Below are 20438 nucleotides of genomic sequence, written 5' to 3'. Positions count from 1 at the left end.
GAAAAAGCCCTCTGTTTCTATCAACCCGCAGCCGGTTTTAAAGGCCGTAGCTACTTTGCCGTTATAAATGCCGCTTTGGCTATCAGGATAATTAATCCGGCAAGAATGCCAAGCCATGTGTGATATTCCCTGTGTTTCATTACCAACTCCCATGCGAAGTGAGAGTCTGTGTTATCATGCGGTGCGGGTCCTGAGAATAACAGCTTAACAGGGAAAAAAACAGGCACCCGGTCTTTATACCTTGAAAATATCTCCCCGAATTTTGCTGACAGGAACTTCTCTTCATTTTGAATAGTTACCATGTATATATATGAAAAGGCGGCCAGGAAGAATATGATAATCAACAGGCGGCCTGTCATAATGCTGAAACCGGCACCAATAAGGAAATTGCCTACATAAAGAGGATTTCTTGTAAAGGCATATGGCCCGGTCTGTGAAAGCACTTCATTCTTTCTGATGTAGCCTGATGCCCACGTCCGCATTATTTCACCGATAAGGATTATCGGGATGCCTGTAAAAACAGTTGTCCGTGACGGTGCGGCAAAATACAGAAAAAAGGCGGCACAAAGAAAACTCAGGGTAATCCTGTTCTTAAAGATAGAGTTTTTAAGAGATTCTGAAAAAGTCTGCTGCAATTGAACTGACCTGTACTTATTATTTACCTGGACAATACCGGCGTTATATTCAGTTGATTCTGGTTGCCTCGTCTATCAGCATTACCGGTATATCATCCTTAACAGGGTAGAGGAGTTTGCACTTGTCGCATATAAGTCCATCACCCTTGTCTGTGAGCCGTAAATCCCCCTTGCATTTTGGACATGCAAGGATTTCAAGTAAATCCTTACTCAACGCCATGTTGATCTCCTTTAATCTTTATACTCTCTGTTACTGCCTTTAATACATCTTCTGCTGTAATCGCTTCCATGCATACAGGTCTTCCTTTTTTACATGGTTTCCTCAGGCAGGGACTGCATTCGAGATCTTTTCTGAGCACGATGTGTCCCTTTCCGTATGGCCCTGTCAGGACAGGGTCAGTAGGGCCAAACAATGCCACTACCGCTGTCCCTAAAGCTGCCGCAATGTGCATCGGGCCCGAATCATTTGTAATGAGCAGGTCAACTTTCTCAAGTAAAGCCGCAAGTCTCCTTAGATTAGTCTTACCTGTTGCAATGACAATCCTATCATTAAGATGAGAGGCTATATCATTTGCTATTGCAATATCGTCTTTACTGCCGATGATGATTATACCCGCTTTCAGCTCTTTTATCAATTGGTTTATTAAGTCTGAATATGAGGCTGCAGGCCACCGCTTCTTGACCCATCTTGCCGATGGATTGATTGCAATGAGAGGCCGTATATCCGATAAATTATTTTCCAGCAGGAACTTGATTGCCCATTGATCATCATCAATGTTGATATATATAGGGAATTTTAAATCCCGCTTTTCTCGGTTCGTGACTGCCAGCAAATACCTGTCAACAGCATGAATCTTACCAGGCGGTACCGGGACTTTATTGTTGTAGAATATGGGAGCCGATTCCCTCGCAGTTGAGAGGCCTGTCCTGACTGATGCACCGGAAAAATACGTAATCAAACCGCTCCTGAAAAGCCCCTGAAGGTCTATGACAGTGTCAAATTGCAGCTTGCGTATCTCCTGAATAGCAGCGATGATCCCCTTTATCCCTTTTCTGAGGACAATCAGATGATCTATCAGTGGATTATCTGAAAGGATATCCTGCCATACCTCTTTAACGACCCAGCCAATACATGCATCGGGGTATTTCTTTCTCAATTCCCAGAGGACAGGGAGGCTGTGGATGATGTCCCCGAGAGAGCTGGGTTTTACAATCAGGATGCTCTTTTTGGCATTGTTAGCCTTTTCCCCTTCAAATCCCCCCCCACCCCCCTTTACTAAAGGGGGGAAGAATGTTTCCCCCTTTGAAAAAGGGGGATTAAGGGGGATTTCCCTGATAGAGTGTGCCACTTCCTCAATAATCCAGGTCACTGCCTCTTTAAGATTTGCTGCAACATGGTCCGGTTTGCCTTCAGAAGACATGGAGGCCTTTCTTAACTCTTCAGCTCCGTATCCCGTCATCACAAGGATACCTTTAGCCCCCACGCCATGAGCGGTTTGTATATCAATGATCTTGTCTCCTATGACATACGAGCTGTGAAGTGTAATGCCATGCTCTTTTGCAGCCTTAAGCAGCATGCCGGGACGAGGCTTTCTGCATGCGCATCCGTCATTGGGATGATGGGGGCAGACATAGATGCCGTTTATCCTGCAGCCCTGTTTCTCAAGTTCTGCAGTCATCTTCATATGAAGTCTGTTTACAAAATCTGCGGAGAAATATCCCCGGGCAATGCCGGATTGGTTTGATATTATTATGGCCGGTATATCCTGATCATTCAATCTCCGTATGGCTTCGGATACACCCGGCAGGAGATGAAATTTGTCAGGGCTGTCAACATACCCCACCTCCTCGTTGATCGTACCGTCCCTGTCTATGAATACCGCAAACTTCATCCGGAAAACCCCGCTATTTACCGCAATGCACAAAGTACACAAGGATTATATCCTGAAAAAACAATATGTGTATCTGATGGTTTACCCTATAAACCGTTTGGCCCCTGCAAGTACATCATCCACTGTTATAGAATCCATGCATCTAAGGTCTGTGGGGCAGTTTCGTTTAAAACACGGACTGCACTCCGCCTCTTTCCTGATTATGACATGCCTGCTGCCCATAGGTCCGGTCTTTTCAGGGTCAGTGGACCCGAATATGGCAACGACCGGTACATCAAGGGCAGAAGCTATGTGCATGGGGCCGGAGTCGTTAGTAATGAATATATGACACTGCTTAATAAGCGACATTAGTTCCCGTATCGTAGTTTTACCGGCCATATTGATTAACGGGACACCGGCAAGATTTTCAATCTCCGCGGCGATCTCCCTTTCCTGCCTGCTGCCGAACAGGATCACTTTGGCGCCACATTGATTTACCAGTGTCCTTGCAACAAGAGCAAACCGTTCGGGGTACCAGCGTTTGGCAGAGCCGTACGCTGCACCAGGGTTGATGCCGATAATCAGAGAACCATCTTGTATGTCAAAGCTGCGGATGGTCTCTTTTGCATGTTGTAATTCATCCTGAGACAGGTAGAGCCATTCAGTTTTCATCTGAGCGGACACGCCTTCGCCGGAGACCGCAGACATTTTTCTCTGTAAGACAGGACTCCAGAGAATTGATTTTGCCAGATTCAGATAATACTGAGTCTGTGTTAACTTCCTCGTCTGTGCATCAACTTTTATACCTATATTCAGCATAGGACCCCGGCCGTCCCTGATGTATCCGCAGCGAAGCGGAATGCGTGCAATATAAACAAGCATAGCTGTCCTGAATGAATTGGGGAAGAGAATAGCTGTATCAAAACCGAACTTCCGGATATCTTTTACAGTAGATAACAGTGATCCTGAATAAACTAATGTATTGTCTGCGTACGGGCTTTCCTTAAAGAGATCACATATGTGCTGCAGACCAAGGATGGTTACTGATGAAGCAGGGATGGCCTGTCTGATAGCGGCTATGGCAGGCAGTGCAAGCACGGCATCGCCGAGCCAGTTGGGGGCTACTATGAGTATCTTCACCTGAAAGTGCTCCTGTGTACCCGTCTTTCCCACGGAACCTGTCCACGCATGATTTAAGCGGGGAGTGGGAATCCAGGATTAGGCCTGGGTCTGGATTCCAGCCTCCGCTGGAACGACGTTTCATGACAACTTCAATCTGCAACTGTCTACTATGGCCTTGACTTCCACCTCCGGTGCATCCAAAACCATTGCTCAGGGTATTCCCTGACTACAGATTCAATAACATCCGTGAATTCCTGTGTGTATCTGACGACATCGCCCTCAAGGTCGTCACTTCTCTTTATTTCAACTTCAGGCAGGTAAATTACCCTGTGTTTATATGTCTGTTCTCTGATAATAAAAACCGGAAGAACAGATGCACCGCTCTTCATGGCTATAAGAGCCAATCCACGGTTTGTTGCAGCAGGCTGGTCAAAATAGGTGACGAAAACACCTTCCTCTCCGGACGAGTTCTGATCGAGCAGTATTGCTACACACTCGCCCCTTTTAAGGCACTTAAGCGTATCCTTCAATACGGCCTTCTTGGGGAAAATATTTGCCCCAAGTACTCCCCTCAGGGAATTAATTATGCGCCCTATCCTATGATTGTCTATCGGCCTTGCAATTGCATTAAATGGACAGCCATTGGCAGATACGACAAGACCAAGCAGTTCCCAGTTGCCGAAATGGCCTGACAGGTAGATTATACCCCGCCTTTTTCTCATGGCGTAATTTAAATTATCCATTCCTTCTATGCTTATCAGTGTATCAAGTTGTTTTTTGAGTTCCTCCGGTTTCTGACTTGCCAGGTTGATGAATTCCGCAACAGACCTTCCCAGGTTCTCAAAGACCCTGCCGGCTATGCTGACAAGGCTTTGCCTGTCCATCCCGGGAAATGCCCGTGCAAGATTATCCAGTGCGATATTACGGTGTCTCTTATCCATGAGGTAACCAAGACGGCCGATAAGGCCGCCTGTGTCTGATGCAAGCCGGTATGGGAGAAGGGAGAGAACCCGCACAAGAATGACCACTGTCATGTATTGGACAAACCCTGTCAGTCTGCTATGCCTTTTCTTTTTCACCGTGACAACCGCATTTGTATCCACTCTGAGAACCTGATATCAATTACCATTTCTACATTTAGCTTAAATAAATTAATTCCTGGTACTGTCTTAACACAAAGATCCAGGCCGTGCAACCTCACTGCATCTTTGGCAGTTGTTATGACTGTATCTGCTGAAACAGCCGCTGCAGCATCCATGATCTTTATGACATCATCGTTTTTGTACCAGTAGTGGTCAGGGTATGATAATTCACCAGCTATCCTGCCCCCGGCATCTTCAATACTCTTTTTAAAAGACTGCGGATTTGCAATGCCTGAGAAGATAAAAGTCTTCTTGTCTTTTATAGTATTAATGCTAAAAGTATTGCCATTAAAATCTGTTATATCAGCAGACCTGAGGGTTGCGTAAAATATGGGAGCATCAGGATTATGTTCCCTGACAAGGGGTTCAAGATGATTTACTGACGCCTCATTTGCCCTTGTTACAATTACACAGTCAGCCCTTGATATGCCGCTTAGTGGTTCTCTCAGGATGCCGTTGGGGAGCAGATGTCCGTTTCCGTATGGATTTGATGCATCAATCAGGAGGATATTGATATCCCGGTAAAGACGGAGGTGCTGATAGCCGTCATCAAGGATGAAGATATCAGTATCCATGTGCGTTGACGCATAAATCCCTGATTTGTACCTGTCAGCGCCGACTATAACAGGTGTATTCTTTAGTGATGACGCAATAAGGTATGGTTCATCCCCGGACTCATCCGGAGTTGTAAGAATAGATGTCCCGTCACATACCAGTAAGACCGGGGTCTTTGACTTCCTTTTATACCCTCGGGACAGGATGGCCACCTTAAATCCCCCCTTACCCCCCTTTTTTAAAGGGGGGTAAGGGGGATTATCATCCATATTAGTGATTATTCTGGTTACTGCAATAACCACTGGCGTCTTTCCTGTACCACCGGTTGTCAGGTTTCCAACGCAGATAACGGGGCAGGGGAGTTTCATTATTTTTAATAGTCCGGAGCTATAAAGCCATTTCCGTATGATCCAGATTAATCTGTATATATGTGACAGGAGTGTAAGCAATAGTGAAGGCTTAGTCTTTTTCTGTAAACTGCATGTCATGCAGCCTCTTGTATAGTCCGCCTGCCCTGAGAAGATCCTCATGATGTCCCATTTCAACGATCCTTCCGTTGTCAAGAGCTATAATGAGGTCTGCGTTTTTTATGGTTGACAGACGATGGGCAATTACAAATGTAGTCCTTCCAATCATAAGATTGTCAAGCGCCATTTGAATTATATGTTCTGACTCGGCATCAAGGGCTGATGTGGCTTCATCCAGTATAAGAATAGGAGGGTCTTTAAGTATTGCCCGCGCTATGGCAATTCTCTGTTTTTCGCCGCCGGACACCTTTGCCCCGCGTTCTCCTATTTCAGTGTCATAACCTTCCGGCATCCTGCTGATAAAGTCATGGGCATAGGCCTTTTTTGCGGCCCTGACCACATCTTCCATCTGAACATCCTGTTTACCATATGAAATATTACTGAAAACAGTATCATTAAACAGGATAACGTCCTGACTCACAATCCCTATCTGGCTTCTCAAAGACCTGAGTGAAAAATCCCGTATGTCCATGCCGTCAATGCAGATACTTCCTGTGTCTGGTTCATAAAATCTGAGCAGGAGGTTTCCGATTGTGGTTTTCCCGCCTCCGCTGCTGCCTACTATGGCAATAGTCCTGCCATGCTGTACTGAAAAGCTGACGCATGAGAGTGCATCCCTGGAAGAACTTTCATATCTGAAGGAGACGTCCCTGAATTCAATCTTGTCCCTGATACCCTTCAGCTCACTGATCCCTTTATCCGTGACTGTCTCGTTTTTCAGATCAAGTATAGCAAAGACCCGTTCTGCGGCTGCGAGGGATTGCTGAATGGCTGAATTGACCCTTGTAAGGGCCTTGAGAGGGCTGTACATCATGATGAGCGCTGTAAGAAATGAGAAGAAAGTGCCTGGGGTGGTTGCACCCCTGACTACCTGGTAGCCACCGTACCATATTATGAGGGACGCCCCGCCGGCGCCTATAAATTCCATTACAGGGGTGCTGAGTTCTGAAAGTTTTACGCCCTTCATGCTTATCCTGAAGAGCCGGAAATTTTTATCCCTGAATTTGCCTGTTTCAGATTCCTCCATGCCAAATGCCTTTACGACGCTTGCACCGCTGAATGTTTCATGCATTATGTCAGTAATGCCTGATATCTCTTCCTGTCCTTTTCTGCTGACATGTCTCAGCTTTCTTCCAAGAGATATAAGAGGGTAGTAAGCGAAGGGCAGGACAATGCATGATATTGAGGCAAGCCTCCAGTCCTGATAAAAAACAACACCAAGGAGAGCGATTACAGTTATGACGTTCTGAACGAGGTCTTTAATTGCAGTTGATGCGGCATTGTTGATGATTCCGACGTCATTTAAAAGGCGTGACATCAACTTTCCCGTTGAGTGTTCCGTATAAAATTGCATGGGCATTACAGCTATGTGAGAGTAGAGGTCATTGCGCATATCCATGATGACCCGGTTGCCTACGTACCTCATGAGGTATGACTGATAGTAATTGCAGATCCCCTTGATGAAATAGATCATTAGTATGGCGAATGGTATCATCAGGAGCAACTGTACATTTTTTTCTATGAATATCCTGTCCAGTGCAGGCTGTACCAGCCATGCTGCTGCAGCAGTTGTACCGGATACGCCGATGGCGCAAAGAGATGCAATAAGAATTCTTACAGAGTATGGTCTGACGTATTTAAGGATTCTCTGGTACATATTCATAACATCCCCGCTATTTCCTTTGCCACCCTTTCAGAGGCGCCTGGCGGGCCCAGCATCTGCCGGACAAAGTTTAACTCCTTTTTAGTCTTCTCGTAATATTGCGTGTCATTAAAGAACCTGTTAACCTCATCTGCAATCTTATCAGGAGTGGCGTCATACTGTATAAGTTCAGGAACAATTCTCCTGCCCGCCATAATGTTTGCGAGGCCTATATGCTTTACACTGACAAGCATCCTTGCCAGGGCATAAGTAAGCAAAGAGACCTTGTAGACGATGACCATGGGTTTCCCAAGCAGTGCGGCCTGCAGGGTGATGGTACCGGATGCTGCTATTATAACATTACTGACATTAATAACATCATTTGCCTCACCCTTTACGAGCTTTATTTCAAGCCGGTTATTGTCGCCGGCATCTCTCCAGTCATTAATTATCTTCTCCACTTCCCTGAAATCAAGAGATTCGGCAGCCGCCATAATTATCTGGATTCCTGGATTACTGTATTTGATGATTTTTGCAGCTTCAAGAAAGAGGGGAAGCAGCAGCCTTATTTCTCCTGTCCTGCTGCCAGGCAGGATCCCAATGGTCTTTTTGTTCTCATCAAGCCCGTAAATCTTTATTGAATCCCGGACAGCCCTGGTTGAAAGAATCTCGTCAACCAGGGGGTGGCCGAGGAATGAGCAGTTGATCCCTTCCTTTTTATAGATATCCTCTTCAAAGGGCAATACCACGAACATCTTCTTTATCCTGCCTGCCAGGAGGCGTATCCTCCCCTTTCTCCATGCCCATACCTGAGGACTGATATAGTATATTGCCGGCACGCCTGCTTTTTTAGTTATACCTGCGAGCCTGATGTTGAATCCTGGATAATCTATCAGGATAACAAGGTCCGCACCCCCTGACTTGATTATCCCGGACACGACATTAAAGGCCTTTCTTATTGACCAGAACCTGGGCAGAATCTCGGAAAAACCTACAACACTGATAGATGCTATGTCATAGAGGATATCAACCCCTGCCTCACGCATCCTGTTACCTCCGATACCTGAAATATTTAATCCGGGTATCGTCTCAAAGAGGTGCTTTGCCAGATCCGCACCATATATGTCCCCGGATGCCTCACCGGCTATAATAAGTATGTTCTTCATATAATGCAGGGTATAATCTATTGAAAGTCATTAAATCTGAGAGGCGGACAGGCGTTTTTCAGCATCTTCACGTATTTTTATGGCTATTCTCAGGGCCTCTCTGCCGTCTTCTCCTGATACTGCCGGTGTTGATCTGTTCCGGACTGCATTTATGAAGGATGCAAGCTCTGCTGAGAGGGAATCCTCTTTTTCGAGCTTTATATCATCACTCGATATTTTCACCTTGTTATCCTCGATTATTCTCCTGTATATGCCCATGCCCTGTTGAGCATAATCGAGTGTTATGTATGTATCTGGCTGGAATATCCGTATCTTTCTTACGCGTTCCCTTGATACGCGGCTTGCAGTAAGATTTGCCACACAGCCGTTTGAGAATTCCAGTCGCGCATTTGCCATATCAATACTGTTCGTAAGTACTGGGACACCTATTGCCTTAATATCAACGACCCCGGACCGTACGATGGAGAGGATTATGTCAATGTCATGAATCATCAGATCCAGAATCACATCCACATCAATGCCACGGCCTACATACGGACCGAGCCTGTGGGTTTCTATGAAGCCTGGCCTGGTGATCTGTTTTTGCATATGCTTATATGCTGAGTTGAATCGTTCAACATGACCGACCTGCAGAATTACGCCCCGTTTCTGCGCCTCTTTAATAAGGTCGTCAGCCTCTTCTATTGTCGTTGTGACAGGCTTCTCTATCAGGACATCAATGTTACGTCTTATAAAATCAAGCGCTGTCTTATGGTGGAGAACAGTGGGGACAACAATGCTTGCTGCCTTGACATCCCCTGGCAACTCCCTGTAGTCATAGTATGCCCTTGCAGAGTATTTAGCAGCCATCTCATCCGCACGTGCCTTATTTGAGTCAACGACACCAACAAGGTCAACATCATTCATGGAAGAGTAGATCCTTGCGTGATGCTCTCCAAGATATCCTACTCCGATTACTGCAACTTTTATTTTATTGTTCACCTGAAAATCCCCAATCAAATCCCCCCATCCCCCCCTTTAGTAAAGGGGGGAACTTGTTTCCCCCTTTGCTAAAGGGGGACTAAGGGGGATTTTCATTCCGCTTTAGGCTGATCATAAAGGTCGGCGCTGCTAATCCCCACAATGGATATACCTGCTTCTTCTGCAGCCCTGAGCATTTCATCCTTATCTATCATGATTGTCAATCCTGCTTCTACAGCAAGTATCCTTGCTTTAGTCTCAGCCATGCATTTAATTGTTGCTGGGCCTACTGTTGGAAGGTCAAACCGTTTGTCCTGTTCAGGCTTGCACACTTTAACTACTGTTGCCCCGCCGTTGGCAAGCCTGCCCCCGCGGAGTATGGTTTCATCAGTGCCCTCTACAGCCTCTACTGCAATTACCGCCCTGTTTTTGACTATGACGCACTGTCCTATATCGAGCCTCCCGACTTCTTTAGCCATAATTGTTCCAAATTGTATGTCCGCCCATTCTTCAGCAGACGGGGCTGTTTTTGTCAGCGTCCCCTTTTCAGCGAGAATAGCCTTAACATACGATGTTGCCTCATTTACAGTAATTCCCTCTTTTTCCAATTCACCGGCTATAGCCCTGAGGATTGTGTCATCTTTCCTGTCTTTAAGTCCTGCCAGCAGCGCAAGCGCCCTTGCATCAGGCATAGTATTCGTAAATAACAGCTTTTTACTGACGCCGCCAGCCATTATCGCCTCTTCCACACCCTCTTTTTTAAGTATATCTATCAACCCGGTCAGCTTTCCTAATTTAATCCAGTAAACCGTATCTGCTGCCTTTTCAATGTCAGGTGAGGTCAGGCCGATGTGTGCAATTGCCACTATTGTGCAGCCGCTTTTTCTTGCGGCCTCAGCTATTAGTGCAGGGAAATTCCCGTCTCCGGCTACGATTCCAAGTTTCATACTAAAATCCCTTAACTGACCCTAAAGCCCGGTGCTGCGGCAGATTTACACTATATTTTACTTCAAAATGCTCCTGTATACCCGTCATTCCCACGTAAGTGGGAATCCAGGATCATGCCAGCGGCCTGGATTCCAGCTTACGCGGGAATAACGTTTTCATTAACCCTGGTGAGCCTGAGGCTCATGACGGTTCACCGGCATATTCCACGCTTTGTTTCTTTGATGAAAATTACCATCTGTTTGACATCATCGGAATCAGGTATTTCATCGAGGACATTAATCAGTGCATCCTTGAGCTGATGCTTTGATCTGAAGAGTGTGTTATAAGCCTTCTTTATCTTCTGGACCCTTGTCTTGTCAAAACCATGTCTCCGTAGTCCTACAATGTTCAGTCCAAAGAGCTCTGCCCTGTTGCCGACTGCTGATACATATGGAGGCACATCAAGGGATACGGCGGAACATGCGCCGACCATGGAGTATGCGCCTATCCGGACAAACTGATGGACCCCTGTAAGTCCTCCTATTACTGCATAATCTTCAACCCTGACGTGTCCGCCAAGTGTTGCCGCATTAGCCATGACTATGTGGTTTCCTATCCGGCAGTCATGAGCTATATGTACGTATGACATTATATAATTATCAGAGCCTACTGTTGTAATGCCGCCGCCCTTTTTTGTGCCCCTGTGTATGGTGGCGTATTCACGTATTGTGTTCCTGTCCCCTATGACTATGCGCGTTTCTTCACCTGCATAAGAAATATCCTGCGGTGGCGTCCCTATTGACGTAAAGGATGATATCCTGCATTCGCTGCCTATCTCTGTCCAGCGGTCAATTAAGGCATGTGAATCAATCACAGTCCCTCTGCCGATCCTGACATGTGGGCCGATGATGGAGTAGGGGCCCACGGTCACATCCTCTGCCAGCTCAGCCTTTGGATCTATTATTGCTGTATTATGAATTTTATTCATTATGTACACTCCCAAAACGTATTAACAAACACTCATTGCTCATTGCTTATTTTACTTGTCTCCGACCATTGCCATAATTTCAGCATCGCAGGCTGTTTCGCCGTCAACAGTGGCCAGTCCCTTTAATTTCCAGAACATTCCCTTTGATTTAATGAGCTCTACCTCAAATTTGATCTGATCTCCGGGCAGTACAGGCCTCCTGAACCTGGCATCATCTATGCCGGCGAAGTATACCAGCTTATTTGACAAATCCATTGTAGTCTCTGCTGATTTAAATGCCAGTACGCAACCTACCTGTGCCATTGCCTCGATTATCAGTACACCCGGCATGACAGGGAAATTTGGAAAATGTCCCTGAAAAAAGCCCTCATTCATGGTCACATTCTTTATTCCTGTAATCCGCTTGAATAATTCTATTTCTGTTATCCTGTCAACGAGAAGGAATGGGTAGCGGTGAGGGAGTATGCGGAGAATTTCTTTTATATCCATGATATTGCCTCCTGAATTATTTCTCTTCTATCTCAGCCATTCGTCTCTCAAGCTCTGCAACCTTCTTCTTTATCCCAGGGAGGTCTTCAAACACAGCCATTGCCTTCAGCCAGTTTCTATGGGGCATGGAAGGCATGCCGGATATTGTTTCACCATCTCTGATATCCTTTGTGGCTGCGGACTGGGCGGTTATTATAACATTATTTCCCACATTGACGTGATCAACCACCCCGGACTGCCCTGCCATTATTACATGGTTTCCTGTTTTTGAACTGCCTGCGATTCCGGACTGAGCAGCAAAAAGGCAGTGTTCCCCCACGAAGACATTGTGTGCCACTTGTATCAGGTTATCAATCTTTGTGCCCCTGCTGATGATTGTGTTGCCCCTTGTCCCCCGGTCAATCGTGGTATTGGCGCCAATTTCCACATCATCTTCAATGATTACACCTCCAACCTGCGGTATCTTATGGTGCATGCCCTGATGTGTCACGTATCCAAAGCCGTCGCTCCCTATTACAGCGCCGGAGTGTATTATAACACGCTCGCCGATCCTGCACCCCTCTCGAACAGTGACATTGGAGTAAATGACAGAGTTGCTGCCTATGATTGAGTCGTTGCCAATAAATGCAAAGGGGTAGATGGTAACTCTGTCGCCAATGCATGCGTTGTTCCCTATATATACATAAGGGTATATGGACACATCCTGCCCAAGCGACGCATTACTTCCGACAATGGCATTTTCATCTATACCCCCTGCAGTGTAAGGTATGTCATGAAACAGGTGCAGGAGTTGTGAGAAGGCAAAGTATGGATTGTCTACCTTTATGGCAGGCAGCCTGTCAAATGCAACGTCATTAGGGATTACCACTGCCGATGCAGAAGTTGTCTCGAGGTCCCTGAGGTATCTTCTGTGTGCAAGAAAACTGATCTCCCCCGCCTTTGCCTCTTTTAACCCTGAGACTCCTGAGATCAATGCATCACCGCGTCCATTTATCAGCTCTCCGCTGATCCTGGTTGCGATCTCACCAAGAGTCATTTCTATGTTCTGTTTCATCACCGTCAGCAAACCGGCCCGAAATGCCCGCTACTTCCTGCTGTCTCCATCCTTAGTAAGGCCCTTGTCAAGTTCCTTTATGACCATATCAGTAAGGTTCAGATTTTGTTTCGCGTAGAGGATTATATTGACATCAAGGTTTGTCAGGATCATGGAGTAACCCTCTTTTTCTCCCAGGGCCCTGGCCACCTTTTCCAGTTCAGTGTTGAACTCTTCGATCTTGTCGCTCCTTCTCTGCTGAATTTCCTTCTGTAATTCTGAGACCTTTTTCTGGTATTCCATAAATCTTTTCTGAAACTGTTCTTCCTTCTCCTGCTTTGCGGACGGACTCAGTACCGCTCCCTGTTTTGTCAGTTCATCCTGAAGGTCTTTCAGTTCAGATTCCTCAATGTCAACTATCTTCTGCCTGCTCTGTACATACTCGTTAAGCTGGTCTTTGACCTGCTTTCCCTTCAGACTCTCATCCAGCACTCTTTGAGCGTCTATGTAGCCGATCTTTAAATCTTCAGCCCTGACAGGCAGCACTGTATATATGGCGAGAAAGAGACCGGCGATAACTGCATAAAACATTTTTTTACTGAGATTCATTTAAATTCTCCTTTCATTAAAACAACGATCCTATTGAAAATTCCCAAATGCCCTGACGCTCTCCGGGCCTTGGATCAAGGTTATATCCCCATTCAAGACGCAGCGGACCGATCGGAGAGAACCACCTGAAGCCGCCGCCGGCGCTTGTTCTCAGATCCGACGTCGTAATGCTGTCATCTTTTCCAAAACCTGAACCTGCATCAAAAAACAATACCCCGTTTATCCTGGCATCTTTAACAAGAGGCACGATATATTCTATATTAAATATCAGTTCCTTGTCAGCACCTAAAAGATCTCCGAGAATGGGATCACCTGATACTGTAGAAGGGGTGGTAGCCCTGCCGTAATCGAACCCCCTGACTGTATATATCCCGCCTACGTAGAACTTTTCATTCGCAGGGAGGTCGTCACCCCTGAATCCCTTTCCCTCTCCGTATCTGCCATGGAACATGATGGCAGTATCAAATATCATGGGATAATACCACGTTGTATCGAGGATATATTTTGCAAAGATATTGTCACCTCCCAGAAATGAGTCTGCATACTCAAGAGAGAGGTTATGCCTGTTTCCTGAACGGGGGTCCCAGTAGTTATCCCTGGTGTCCCTTGTAACCGATGTTATCAGGCTTCCGGTTGTCGTCGTTCCTTTCTCTAATCCGGCCGGCGGCTCTCCGCCGACTGTGATGTTCTGTATTCCGTATGTTATGCCGCCGCTCCAGTATTCGCCGAATGATCTCCCTAATCCGATATTTCCACCCCTGCTGTTTACATTATAGGCATCAAACGTCCTGACCGTATCGAACATATTTACAGTCACAGACGTAGGCCTGTCCATAAACCATGGTTCTTTAAACGTAATGTCATAGCTGGTCCTGAGTTCTCCAAACTCTCCTTTTAACTTAAGGAGTTCTCCTCTTCCAAAGAGGTTGCCTTCGGTCACGTCCAGCATCCCGACAAGCCCGTATACGGAACTGTATCCGCCTCCCATGCTGAACGCACCGGTAGGCTTTTCCCTGACCCTGATATTAAGATCAACCATGTCCCTGCTGACGGTATCAGGAACTATCTCAACATTCTCAAAAAAGTTCAGATTATTGAGGCGTTGAAAACTCCTTTTGAGCGAACTGGTATCAAGATAACCCTGTTCACTTAACCTTACTTCCCTGCGTATTACCTTGTCCCGGGTCTTTTCGTTGCCGCTGATATTTATCCTGCGCACTGTGATCTTTTCTCCCTTATCAATGTTGAAGGTTATGTCAATCACTTTTGAAGGATCATCAGGTCTTATGTCAGGAAGTACGTTTGCAAAAGCATATCCCTTTTCACCATACATGTCCGTAATCAATCCCATATCGTCACGAAGTGTTTTCCTGCTGAATATCATACCGTTGCGCAGCCGTATCTTTTGTTTTATTTCATCTCCTTTAAATATGTCATTGCCACTGAAATCAATGTTCCTGATACGGAACTGCTCTCCCTCTGTAACATGGAAATTAAGCCGCATCCATTGTCCGCCCTCTATTATCTCCATCTCAGGCCCGCTGACCTGTATATAAACATATCCGTGGTCAAGATAGTAATCACGAATCCTGTCCACGTCATTTTGTGCCTCAACCTCCTTGAAGATGCCTGAATCAGTAATCCACGATGTGAGTGCCTTGTAACGTTTCGTATTTATTATTTTAAGCAGGCTTGATTCGGATATCCTGACTGTGCCTGTTACGCGTATCTCCCTTATCTTTATTTTTTTCCCCTCTTTGATAAAGAATGATACGGATACCGAATCGTCTGCTGACCTGCTGACAACAGGTATAATAGTCGCTTCATAATAACCATCTTCCCTGTAAAGTTCTCTGAGCCTCTCAACATTTTCTTTTATCTGCTTTTGACTGACTGGGACACCGGTGATGAACGTCACCTTTTCCCTTAACTTGTCGGTCGTGATTTTCTCGTTTCCGTCATAAAGTACTTCCCGGAGGATGGGTCTTTCTTTGACAATAAAAGTCAGGGTTACACCGTCGTCTGATTTATCAGACACAACACGTATGTCATCAAAGAAATCCGTTCCATAGAGGCGTTGTATCTCCTCCCGTATCACACCTGCTGACAAGGTGTCACCTGTCTTTAAGCTGATCTTCGAAATGATCGTTGAAGTCTCAATGCGTCTGTTGCCGGTTACGTCAATCTGTTTTATACTGGATTCAACTTCTGCATTACTTAACTTGGGTAATGGAAGATATATGGAAATAATCAGCAGGACTACAAGATACAGTTTCTTATATCGCGAATTCATTTATATGAATGGCCTTTCGACAAACGGGAAATAATAGCATTTTTGAGGTGATAGTGCAAAGAAAAAATGAAGCCATTGCGGCTTAAACGATTTGTTTGGTGGGCTCTCGCAGAATTGAACTGCGGACACGAGGCTTTTCAGGCCTCTGCTCTACCGACTGAGCTAAGAGCCCACGGAATTTGAGCTGAAGACAGGCCATATGCGTCGTCAGGTAAGATGATTTGAGTTTCGGCGTACGAATAAGTACGACTCAACTCAAATCAATTTACCTTCCTTGCATATGACCTGTTTTGAGCTCAAATTCTGCTATATTATATGATCACTCTTCTTTCTGTTACCAGGCCATCCTTGCTGAGCTTCAGGTTATGTACGCCATATTAAATGAATAGCCTGATTATTGTCAAGCATTTCATCCGAAAATCCCCGTTCAAATCCCCCCTCTCCCCCCTTTAATAAAGGGGGGAGCTGATTTCCCTCTTTTATACAGAGAAGAATGACTTTCCCCTTTTGTACAGTGTGGGAACTGATTTCCCCTTTTGTAAGGAGTGGGAACTGATTTCCCCTTTTGTAAGGAGTGGGAACTGATTTCCCCCTTTATAAAGGGGGACTAAGGGGGATTTTCATCTGCCTTTGTGAGCCCTGAGCTGTGAGCGTGCCGAACAGTCGAAGGGTTCATGACGGTTCACTCGAAAATCCCTTTATACCCGTCATTCCCACGGAACCTGTCCCAGCATGATTTAAGCGGGGAGTGGGAATCCAGAATCTGGCCCCGGTCTGGATTCCCGCTTGCGCGGGAATGACGTTTTAACTATATTTGTGAGCCCTGGCTCATGATCGTTTGTCAGGATTGATTTTCCGGTTCCTCATCCTGCAAAAATCTTCTTTATGACATCTTCGATTTCAACATCTTCAACTGAAAGGTCATCTACAGGCAGGTCATTCAGAATTCTTGAAGTGGCTGATGCTATGGTTTTCCTCTCTGTTTTCAACACTGCGCTCAGCCGGTCCCTTTCAAGGACTTCCCCGTACTTCCCGAGTCCGTCTCCTTCAAATTCCGATGAGAACCGGAGCCTTATTATCTTGTGGTCAGCATATGCAGCCATAAGATCTTCAACAGAACCGTCATAAATGATTGCTCCGTGATTGATTACGATAACCCTTTTGCAGAGCCTCTCCACATCCCGCATGTAATGGCTTGTAAGGAGGACGGTAGTATGCTTTAATCTGTTGTACTCTTCAATATAATTGATTATCTTGTCCTGAGAGATAATATCAAGCCCAATGGTAGGTTCATCAAGGAACAGGACCTTTGGGGAGTGGAGCAGGGCCGCCACAAGCTCGCACTTCATCCTCTGACCCATGGATAATTTTCTTACAGGTACATCAATCAGATCCCCTATGTCAAATAACTCTGTAAGTTCTGAAAGATTTTGTCTGTAGAGTTTTTCGTCAATCTCATATATCTCCCTGTTCAGGGTAAAAGACTCCTGTGCAGGAAGGTCCCACCAGAGCTGATTCTTCTGCCCCATTACGATTGAGAACTGTTTTTGATACGCCGGATCCCGTTTCGAGGGTACGTGGCCGAGTACTGAGACCTCCCCGCTGGTAGGGTAGAGTATGCCTGATAATATCTTGAGTGTAGTCGTCTTTCCGGCGCCATTCGGGCCCAGAAAACCGACCAGCTCACCTTTGCTGATATCAAAGGATATCCCCTTTAATGCCTCATTAAAAAGTTTTTCCCGCCAGAACAGGCTCTTTAGAGAACCCCTTAGACCTGCCTCTTTCCTGAAGTAGTCGTAGGATTTATGCAGGTTTCTTACAAGTATCGAATTTTGCATTTTACCCGCTTGCCGATGAATAGTGTTCGATGCTCTTCTTCCAGACCAGCAGTCCTGTTGCCAGGAAAGACAGTCCTATGAAAAGAGACAGGATGGCGAAGGCAGGGCTCAGGCGACCAGTCAGCGCTGATGCCGGAACCGTTGCTATAATTCCAATTGGAATTATAAAGGTGAATATCACCTTGCCAATGCCCCTGTAGATATCTCCGGGATACCGTGATGTTTCCATAAAAAAATATACGACTGTATTTAACTCCTGCGACTTGACCACCCAGAACACTATACTGTTAATTATAAGGCTGAAGCCGTAATAAATCATCAGTGAGTTAAGTACAAATAATAAATACAGGGGAAATATAAACCAGCTCCAGGTATCGAGATGAATGAATCCGTATATGACGAGGACTACGCCCATCATCCCTTCCCCGAGACTTTCTGATATGGACAGATGTCTCATGCCGAGATGGATGCCGGATGCAATTGGTCTTGTCATAAACATATCGAATGTCCCTGTGCGTATGTGGTTACCAAGCTCAAGAAAACCACGCCTGAAAGTCAGATATGCCATCTCTCTCACGATGCCGACTGTGCCTATCAGGATTACGGACTGATGGAATGTCCACCCGGCGATGGTATTAACATGACCGTAGATAATGCTGAACAGGATTATGCTTACGCATACGAAGCCTATGTCCATGATAACCAGTGTAAGGAAGTTAGACCTGTAGATCATATCTTCCTTCAGACACTGGACAAAGAATGCCTTATAGAGCCGCATATAGCGGGCAAGTATCCTGATCATTCAGGCTCCGACAGCCTCATATCTTTTTATCCCCCTGAACAGCAGTATGCGGGACAGGACGAAGAACAGTATAATCCACAGGAGCAGCATGGCGAAAGAGGGGAGGAGATCCTCAACCGTACCGAGGTATATGCTGATAGGGAAGTACACAAGGTACCGGAAAGGGAGTAATTCTGCTGTTTTTGTAAGAAATGGCGGAAACAGGTCAAGTGGAAGCATTGCCCCTGCAAAAAAGAGTATCATTGTCTGAAGCATGTATTTAAATGTCCTCACCTGTGTAAGCCAGAAGGTCAGCATACCAATACAGAAATCCATCTCAAAGGCAAGGATGATACCCAGGATTATTGAAATGATGAAATAGGCAAGTGTAACCGGATTATGGGGGAATGATATATAATCGCTTACAAAAATGGATACGATTCCGGCTGTGATAATGATGAATACAGCCTCAAGCATCTTGCCCGATATGTTTATGGTGAACCAGTAGACATAGTAATCAAGAGGTTTTGTCAGAAAATTTGAAAAATTACCTGTTTTTATATTGTCAATGACATCCCAGCTTACATAGGAGAAGATAATGGAATTAATCATGAGCTGAAGAATGTAGTAGGTCATCAGTTGTGATAATGTATAATTTCCGACTGACTGACCTTCGCTGTAAATGGCAGACCAGAGATATAACAGAACGCATATGTAGATGGAATAGCCTCCAATGTATACTACAAGCGAAAACCTGTACTGCAGTGAGTTTTGCCAGTTTATATGGAACAGCGATATATATTTTTTCATAGCTGTTTGATTGCCAGCCCGGCTGCGCCGACTATGCCGGCAGTATCTGCCAGCCTTCCTCGTACTATTTTTGTCCTGTCTGTAAGGACTTCATACGCCCTTTTCCTCATTTCCATCATTGCAGCCGGCATAAAGAAATCCCACGCCCCTGTTACAGCACCGGTCAGGACTATCATTTCCGGATTCAGGATATTGATCAGTCCGGCCATGGCGATACCGAGATATTTCCCGGCATCGTTGAGAATGTTGATTGAGAGCCTGTCGCCGGTCAAGGCAGCGTCATAGATCATCTTAGACGTTATATTGCCACTCCTGCCGGAAGACAGCCTCCTCAGGGATGACCTTTTTCCCAGTTTAATTGACCCGACTGCACTGCGTATCATACCTGTGGCTGAAGAATACGCCTCGAGACAGCCGTAGTTGCCGCAATTACAGCGGGGGCCTGATGGGTCTACAGTCATATGGCCTATTTCTCCTGCCATGCCATCCGCTCCATGCCATACCTCGCCATTGAGAATAATGCCGCCCCCGATTCCTGTGCCCATAGTCAGGCAGACAAGACTGTCTGCCCTGCGTCCGGCGCCCTTCCATTTTTCACCGTAGGCAGCGGCGTTTGCATCATTGTCAAGCACAACAGGAAGATTGACTGCATTTTCAAGGATTGACTTTAACCGTACCCCCTTCCAGTCCGTGAAATTTGGAGAGGTGATTACTACCCCCTTGCCCAGGTCAATTATTCCCGGTGAGCCAATTCCTACTGCACATATCCTGTTGCCGGCATGCTTTTCAATGACAGTCAGTTCTGTTATGTTCTCTATGATGGAGGAAAGTATGTACCTCTTCTCACGACGTCCGGAAATGTCCACCCGTCTTGAATACCTGATTTTACCGCGCGAGGTAACAGTGGAGAGGCGAATGGCAGAGCCGCCCAGATCTATGCCAATTACTATGCAATTGTCTTTTTTCATCTGAAAATGCTCCTATTCACCCGTCATTCCCACGCAAGTGGGAATCCAGAATCAGGCCCCGGTCTGGATTCCCGCTTACGCT

19 protein-coding genes and 1 tRNA gene are annotated in these 20438 nt (G+C 45.9%); all 20 read right to left on the bottom strand.

What is annotated here, in order from left to right:
- Window positions 1-50: 50 nt before the first annotated feature.
- Window positions 51-635: an isoprenylcysteine carboxylmethyltransferase family protein gene (locus tag IT393_02795; GenBank protein ID MCC7201579.1), complete on the bottom strand. Its 585-nt coding sequence runs from the start codon at window positions 633-635 to the stop codon at window positions 51-53.
- A 49-nt stretch (window positions 636-684) separates the two neighbouring features.
- Window positions 685-855 (bottom strand): Trm112 family protein, encoded by a 171-nt coding sequence (locus IT393_02790; protein MCC7201578.1) that lies wholly within the window; start codon window positions 853-855, stop codon window positions 685-687.
- Window positions 842-2527 (bottom strand): lipopolysaccharide heptosyltransferase II, encoded by a 1686-nt coding sequence (waaF, locus tag IT393_02785; protein MCC7201577.1) that lies wholly within the window; start codon window positions 2525-2527, stop codon window positions 842-844. The genes IT393_02790 and waaF (IT393_02785) overlap by 14 nt, the downstream gene beginning before the upstream one ends.
- Before the next feature lie 81 nt (window positions 2528-2608).
- A complete protein-coding gene (gene waaF, locus IT393_02780) occupies window positions 2609-3646 on the bottom strand; it encodes a lipopolysaccharide heptosyltransferase II (protein MCC7201576.1) in 1038 nt (345 codons plus the stop codon).
- A 149-nt stretch (window positions 3647-3795) separates the two neighbouring features.
- Window positions 3796-4731, bottom strand: a complete 936-nt coding sequence (locus IT393_02775) for a lysophospholipid acyltransferase family protein (protein ID MCC7201575.1) — start codon at window positions 4729-4731, stop codon at window positions 3796-3798.
- Window positions 4704-5813, bottom strand: coding sequence for a tetraacyldisaccharide 4'-kinase (gene lpxK / locus IT393_02770; GenBank protein MCC7201574.1), 1110 nt, complete (start codon window positions 5811-5813; stop codon window positions 4704-4706). Before lpxK ends, IT393_02775 begins: the two co-directional genes overlap by 28 nt.
- Window positions 5785-7515 (bottom strand): lipid A export permease/ATP-binding protein MsbA, encoded by a 1731-nt coding sequence (msbA, locus tag IT393_02765; protein MCC7201573.1) that lies wholly within the window; start codon window positions 7513-7515, stop codon window positions 5785-5787. The genes lpxK and msbA overlap by 29 nt, the downstream gene beginning before the upstream one ends.
- A complete protein-coding gene (gene lpxB / locus IT393_02760; protein ID MCC7201572.1) occupies window positions 7512-8660 on the bottom strand; it encodes a lipid-A-disaccharide synthase in 1149 nt (382 codons plus the stop codon). Before lpxB ends, msbA begins: the two co-directional genes overlap by 4 nt.
- 30 nt (window positions 8661-8690) lie before the next feature.
- Entirely contained in the window at window positions 8691-9641 is a 951-nt protein-coding gene (locus IT393_02755; GenBank protein ID MCC7201571.1) for a Gfo/Idh/MocA family oxidoreductase, read from the bottom strand.
- Window positions 9642-9733: 92 nt separating this feature from the next.
- Entirely contained in the window at window positions 9734-10567 is an 834-nt protein-coding gene (lpxI, locus tag IT393_02750) for a UDP-2,3-diacylglucosamine diphosphatase LpxI (protein ID MCC7201570.1), read from the bottom strand.
- Between the two features lie 191 nt (window positions 10568-10758).
- The gene (lpxA, locus tag IT393_02745; protein ID MCC7201569.1) at window positions 10759-11535 is read right to left on the bottom strand and encodes an acyl-ACP--UDP-N-acetylglucosamine O-acyltransferase; all 777 of its coding nucleotides are present in this window, start codon (window positions 11533-11535) and stop codon (window positions 10759-10761) included.
- 51 nt (window positions 11536-11586) lie between these two features.
- Window positions 11587-12024, bottom strand: coding sequence for a 3-hydroxyacyl-ACP dehydratase FabZ (gene fabZ / locus IT393_02740; GenBank protein MCC7201568.1), 438 nt, complete (start codon window positions 12022-12024; stop codon window positions 11587-11589).
- Window positions 12025-12040: 16 nt separating this feature from the next.
- Window positions 12041-13078: a UDP-3-O-(3-hydroxymyristoyl)glucosamine N-acyltransferase gene (lpxD, locus tag IT393_02735; GenBank protein ID MCC7201567.1), complete on the bottom strand. Its 1038-nt coding sequence runs from the start codon at window positions 13076-13078 to the stop codon at window positions 12041-12043.
- 30 nt (window positions 13079-13108) lie between these two features.
- Window positions 13109-13666, bottom strand: a complete 558-nt coding sequence (locus tag IT393_02730) for an OmpH family outer membrane protein (protein MCC7201566.1) — start codon at window positions 13664-13666, stop codon at window positions 13109-13111.
- 16 nt (window positions 13667-13682) lie between these two features.
- Window positions 13683-15959 (bottom strand): outer membrane protein assembly factor BamA, encoded by a 2277-nt coding sequence (gene bamA, locus IT393_02725; protein MCC7201565.1) that lies wholly within the window; start codon window positions 15957-15959, stop codon window positions 13683-13685.
- Between the two features lie 96 nt (window positions 15960-16055).
- Window positions 16056-16131, bottom strand: a tRNA-Phe gene (locus IT393_02720).
- 691 nt (window positions 16132-16822) lie between these two features.
- Complete coding sequence (locus IT393_02715; GenBank protein ID MCC7201564.1) at window positions 16823-17797, bottom strand: ABC transporter ATP-binding protein; 975 nt, start codon at window positions 17795-17797, stop codon at window positions 16823-16825.
- Between the two features lies 1 nt (window position 17798).
- Window positions 17799-18599 carry an ABC-2 family transporter protein gene (locus IT393_02710; GenBank protein ID MCC7201563.1) on the bottom strand — a complete coding sequence of 267 codons (801 nt, stop codon included), beginning with the start codon at window positions 18597-18599 and terminating at the stop codon, window positions 17799-17801.
- The gene (locus IT393_02705; GenBank protein MCC7201562.1) at window positions 18600-19388 is read right to left on the bottom strand and encodes an ABC-2 family transporter protein; all 789 of its coding nucleotides are present in this window, start codon (window positions 19386-19388) and stop codon (window positions 18600-18602) included.
- Window positions 19385-20356 (bottom strand): ROK family protein, encoded by a 972-nt coding sequence (locus IT393_02700; GenBank protein ID MCC7201561.1) that lies wholly within the window; start codon window positions 20354-20356, stop codon window positions 19385-19387. The genes IT393_02705 and IT393_02700 overlap by 4 nt, the downstream gene beginning before the upstream one ends.
- Window positions 20357-20438 lie beyond the last annotated feature (82 nt).

This window comes from Nitrospirota bacterium (assembly GCA_020851375.1).
Lineage (GTDB): Bacteria > Nitrospirota > 9FT-COMBO-42-15 > HDB-SIOI813 > HDB-SIOI813 > RBG-16-43-11.
The sequence above is the reverse complement of the archived record's forward strand: the minus strand, read 5'-3'. Positions and strand labels throughout refer to the sequence as shown.